This is a genomic window from Mycolicibacterium palauense, assembly GCF_002592005.1.
GTDB lineage: Bacteria > Actinomycetota > Actinomycetes > Mycobacteriales > Mycobacteriaceae > Mycobacterium > Mycobacterium palauense.
In genome coordinates this window covers 1-4,394 of the sequence record NZ_NVQF01000168.1, presented here as the reverse complement: position 1 = coordinate 4,394, position 4,394 = coordinate 1, and the positions used below count along the sequence as shown (strand labels likewise).

General features: G+C 72.1%; 6 protein-coding genes. 2 read left to right on the top strand and 4 right to left on the bottom strand.

Annotation, left to right across the window (positions count from 1 at the left end; translation table 11 throughout):
- Positions 1 to 231 precede the first annotated feature (231 nt).
- Together CSR00_RS29470 and CSR00_RS29465 are read right to left on the bottom strand one after the other, a co-directional pair.
- Positions 232 to 1,068, bottom strand: a complete 837-nt coding sequence (locus CSR00_RS29470; protein ID WP_407662538.1) for a CPBP family intramembrane glutamic endopeptidase — start codon at positions 1,066 to 1,068, stop codon at positions 232 to 234.
- Positions 1,069 to 1,091: 23 nt separating this feature from the next.
- A complete protein-coding gene (locus CSR00_RS29465) occupies positions 1,092 to 1,865 on the bottom strand; it encodes a DUF2470 domain-containing protein (RefSeq protein WP_099025891.1) in 774 nt (257 codons plus the stop codon).
- A gap of 87 nt (positions 1,866 to 1,952) precedes the next feature.
- Here CSR00_RS29465 and pheA point away from each other — a divergent pair, with 87 nt between their 5' ends.
- Both pheA and CSR00_RS29455 read left to right on the top strand, forming a co-directional pair.
- A complete protein-coding gene (pheA, locus tag CSR00_RS29460) occupies positions 1,953 to 2,918 on the top strand; it encodes a prephenate dehydratase (RefSeq protein WP_099025890.1) in 966 nt (321 codons plus the stop codon).
- A complete protein-coding gene (locus tag CSR00_RS29455) occupies positions 2,915 to 3,601 on the top strand; it encodes a histidine phosphatase family protein (RefSeq protein WP_099025889.1) in 687 nt (228 codons plus the stop codon). The genes pheA and CSR00_RS29455 overlap by 4 nt, the downstream gene beginning before the upstream one ends.
- Here the strand turns inward: CSR00_RS29455 and CSR00_RS29450 are convergent.
- The gene (locus tag CSR00_RS29450) at positions 3,565 to 3,768 is read right to left on the bottom strand and encodes a hypothetical protein (RefSeq protein ID WP_099025888.1); all 204 of its coding nucleotides are present in this window, start codon (positions 3,766 to 3,768) and stop codon (positions 3,565 to 3,567) included. The two genes, CSR00_RS29455 and CSR00_RS29450, sit on opposite strands and share 37 nt — an antisense overlap.
- A gap of 116 nt (positions 3,769 to 3,884) precedes the next feature.
- Complete coding sequence (locus CSR00_RS29445) at positions 3,885 to 4,235, bottom strand: metallopeptidase family protein (protein ID WP_099025887.1); 351 nt, start codon at positions 4,233 to 4,235, stop codon at positions 3,885 to 3,887.
- Between the last annotated feature and the right edge of the window lie 159 nt (positions 4,236 to 4,394).

Here is a 4,394-nt window from a genome sequence, read left to right as displayed (position 1 = left end):
GGGGCGGTGGACCGCCGGGGCGGTAGGGCGGTGGTCGGTCGGGTCGGTACGGCGGTGGCGGGGGTGGTCGGTGCGCCGGATCCCGGCGGATCACCTGCGACGGCTCGGGCCCGGGTAGTGACCCGCGCCGCGCGCGTGGGTCATCGGCGGGAGGGCGCCGGTCGTCGTTCACCAGGTCAATTTACGTGGCCCGCCGGGCGGGGCGGTGTAGCTACGCGCCCGGCGTGGGGCTCAGCTGAGCCATCCGAGCCGTCCGGCCAGGAGCGCATAGCCGACGAAGGCGACGGTGTCGATCAGACCGTGGGCCAGGATCAGGGGCCACAGCCGCCCGCTGCGCTGCCAGACGTACCCGAAGACCAGCCCCATGGCGAGATTGCCGAGCCCCGCCCCGAAGCCCTGGTAGAGGTGGTAGGCCCCGCGCAGCAGGCTGGAGAGCAGCAGGCTGGTGCGTGACCCGAACCCTAGTTGGCCGAGCCGGGTCAGCAGGTAGCCGACCACGATGACCTCCTCGGCCCAGCCGTTGGCGAAGGCCGCCAGGATCAACACCGGAATTCGCCACCAGGTGTCGCTGAGTTCGGTGGGCACCACCGATGCGCTCAGTCCCAGCGCGCGGGCGGCCAGGTACAGCGCCAAACCCGGAATGCCGATCAGCGCGGCCAGTCCGAGGCCCCCGAGCAGGTCGGCACCCGGGCGGAACCGGGTCAGCCCGATCGACGCCGGCGACCATCCGCTGCGCCAGAGCAGGTAGACCGCCAGCGCGCCCCAGGCCACCAGCTGCCCGACGGCGGCCAGGTTCAGCCCGAGGTCGATCACGTCGAAGTAGGAGCGGCGCGGGTTGAGCGCGACCTGCTGTCCCGCCAGCCCGCGCAGGACGAAGTCGATGAGCTGCAGGGTGGCGGTCACCGCGCTCATCCCGAATGTCACCGCCAGCACGATGACGACTTCGATACGCAGCGCCCGAAGGTCGTTCGCGGCGGGGGCGGATCGGTCCGTCCCGCCGCCGGGTTCGGCGTCCGAGTCGGGTCCGCGAGGGGGCCGGGGACCCGGCCCGGGATCAGACTCGGTCACGCTGCCACGGTAGTCGGCGCGTATCAGCTCCGGCGGGCGCGCAACCCGTTGACGAACGGGCATCCCATCAGGATGCGGATCGCCTGGCTCAGCCCGGTGATGTCGTCCACCGGCCTACCGAAGGGCAGGCGCACGTCGTGGTCGCCGTCCTCGCTCTCCACGCGCAACCGCACCCCGTAGCGATCCAACCCGAGCGGACGCACGCGTCCGCGGCGCAGGGGGGCGGGCAACCTGGCGGCCAGCCGCGCGACGACGTCGCGGTGATCGGCGTCGATGTGGCGCAGCCAGCAGGTCTCCAGGGCGCAGAACGGGTCCGGCAGGGCTGCCAGCAGCGCGGCGGTGCCCACCGCTTCGGCGCCGGTGGAATCGGCGACCACGACCGACTCGATCTCCAACCGCAGCAGCGCATGGTCGGTACCGACCTGCAGCAGTGCGGGATTCGGATTCTCCGCCGCGATCAGGTCCAGAAGGTCGCGGGAGGCCGGTGCGGGGACCGTGAACAGCCGGCCCCGGATCCACACCAGCGAGCGCACCGGCTCGCGCAACGGCAACGGCGCGTAGTCGGTCAGCTCCAGAACCGCCTGCGGGCCCTCGCCGGCCGTCGGGTCGGCCAGGCGCGCCGCCACGACGCCGCCCGAGGCGACGGTGATCGCGAACGAGCCGTCGGGCAGCAGGTGGTGCACCGCGGTCGTCTCGGGCTCGGCGCCTTCGAGGGCGAGCAGGGCGCTGCCCGCGCGGACGCAGGCGCTGCGGATTCGTTCGGCGGTTGTCGGTCCGGTGCACGTCGCCACGGCCATGGGAGGAACCTTCCGTCGGTACTGAGGTAAGCCTAACTTAACTAGAATGACCTCGGGCGCGCAAGGCTTTCCGGATAGGGTCGAAGGGTGACCAGCATCGCCTATCTCGGTCCGCCCGGGACCTTCTCGGAAGCGGCGCTGATCCGGATGGCCGCCGCGGGCCTGGTGCCTGCTCCGGCCGGCGCCGCGGGCGAGGCCGCCGCCGTGCCCACCGACAGCACACCGGCGGCGCTGACCGCCGTGCGGGACGGGGCCGCCGACTACGCCTGTGTGCCGATCGAGAATTCGATCGAGGGTTCGGTGCTGCCGACGCTGGACAGCCTGGCCATGGGATCCCCGCTGCAGATCTTCGCCGAACTCACCCTCGACGTCGCGTTCAGCATCGTGCTGGCCACCGGTGTGACCGCCGGGGACGTGCGCACCGTGGCGGCCTTCCCGGTGGCGGCCGCACAGGTCCGGCACTGGCTGGCCGAGCACCTGCCGGCCGCGTCGGTGGTCCCGGCGATCTCGAACGCCGCCGCCGCGCAGGATGTCGCGGCCGGGCGCGCCGACGCGGGGGTGAGCACGGCGCTGGCGGCCGAACACTACGGGCTGGCCAGCATCGCCGAGGGCGTCGTCGACGAGGCCAACGCGCGCACCCGGTTCGTCCTGGTCGGCCGGCCGGGCCCGCCGCCACCGCGGACCGGAGCCGACCGCACCTCCGTGGTGCTGCGGCTGAGCAACGAGCCCGGCGCGCTGGTCTCGGCGCTGGCCGAGTTCGGCATCCGCGACATCGACCTGACCCGCATCGAATCCCGCCCGACACGCGTCGAGCTGGGCACCTACGTGTTCTTCCTGGACTGCGTGGGACACCTGGACGACGGTGCGGTCGCCGAGGCACTCAAGGCGCTGCACCGTCGTTGTAGGGATGTGCGGTATCTGGGTTCATGGCCGACGGGGTCGGCCGCGGGGGCGCTACCCCCGCAGGATGAGGCAACTGACGAGGCGACGCAGTGGCTGGACCGACTGCGTCGGGGCAGCGCGGACATGGTGACGGGCGAGGCCGCGCCGTGAGCGGGCGGTTGGTGCTGGTGCGGCACGGACAGTCCTACGGCAACGTGGAGAAACGGCTGGACACGCGGCCGCCCGGAGCCGAGTTGACGCCGCTGGGCCGCGAGCAGGCCCGGGGGTTCGCCGGCTCCCAGCAGGGCCGGCCCGGGCTGCTGGCCCATTCGATCGCGGTGCGCGCCCGGCAGACCGCCGGGGAGATCGGCGCGACGGTCGGGGTCTCGGCGACGGAGTTCGACGGCATCCACGAAGTCCAGGTCGGTGACCTGGAGAACCGCAACGACGAACCCGCCATCGAGGAGTTCAACCGGATCTACCGTCGCTGGCACGAGGGCGAACTCGGCGTGGCCATGCCCGGCGGCGAATCCGGCGACGACGTCCTCGACCGCTACGTTCCGGTGATCACCGGTCTGCGGATGCGCTACCTCGACGACCACGAATGGACCGACGACATCGTGGTGGTGAGCCACGGCGCGGCGATCCGGCTGGTGGCCGCCTTCCTGGCCGGCGTCGACGGCGGGTTCGCCCTCGATCACCATCTGCCCAACACCCAGTCGATCACCTTGGCGCCCATCACCGACGGGCGCTGGAGCTGCGTGCATTGGGGATCGGTGACCCCGCCGTTCTATCCCGAGCCGGCGCCGGACCCGGTTCAGGAGGCGAAGACCACCGTCGACCCGATGGGCTGAGCGCAGTCACACCCGACGGCGTCGCAGTCGATGACGAAGGTGTGCACGACGGCTTCGGGAGTGGTGCAGCCGTCTTCGGTGCACTCGGCATGACCCAGCGAATGCCGGATGAGAGTGCCGTGACAGTGCTGCAACCCGGCCGCGCACAGACGACAGCGAGGTTCCATGTGCCGTTCCTATCACCGATCGCCGACACAGTGCGGGAGGCACCCGGGCGTGGCTGCGCGGTGGGCGGGGACCGGTGAAACGAGCGGCAGGGCCCGGCGGTGGGGCGCCGGCGCGCTCAGCCCCAGCCCAGTTCGTGCAGCCGGTCGTCGTCGATGCCGAAATGGTGGGCGATCTCGTGGATCACGGTGATCGCGACCTCCTCCACCACGGCCTCCTCGGAGTCGCACATCTCCAGCAGCGGGCCCCGGAAGATCGTGACCGTGTCCGGGAGCGAGCCCGCGTAATTGGAGTCGCGCTCGGTCAGCGCGATGCCCTCGTACAGACCGAGCAGGCCCGGGTCCTCGGGATGACGGTCCTCCACGAGCACCACGACGTTGTCGATCGCGGCGGCCAGGTTCTGTGGGATGAGGTCCAGCGCCTCGGAGACCAGCTCGTCGAAGCGCCGCGGGGTCATCGGGACGGGCATCCGCGGATCAGGCCGGGGGAACCGGCTCGGCCGGGCCCGGCGCCGGACCTGCCGGCGGCGGCACCACCGGCAGCACCGGGGGAGGCAGGTCGGCCGGTGGCGGCGGCGGGGGCAGCAGCGGAGCCGCCGGTGGGCTGGCCCGTATACACATCGGACGCC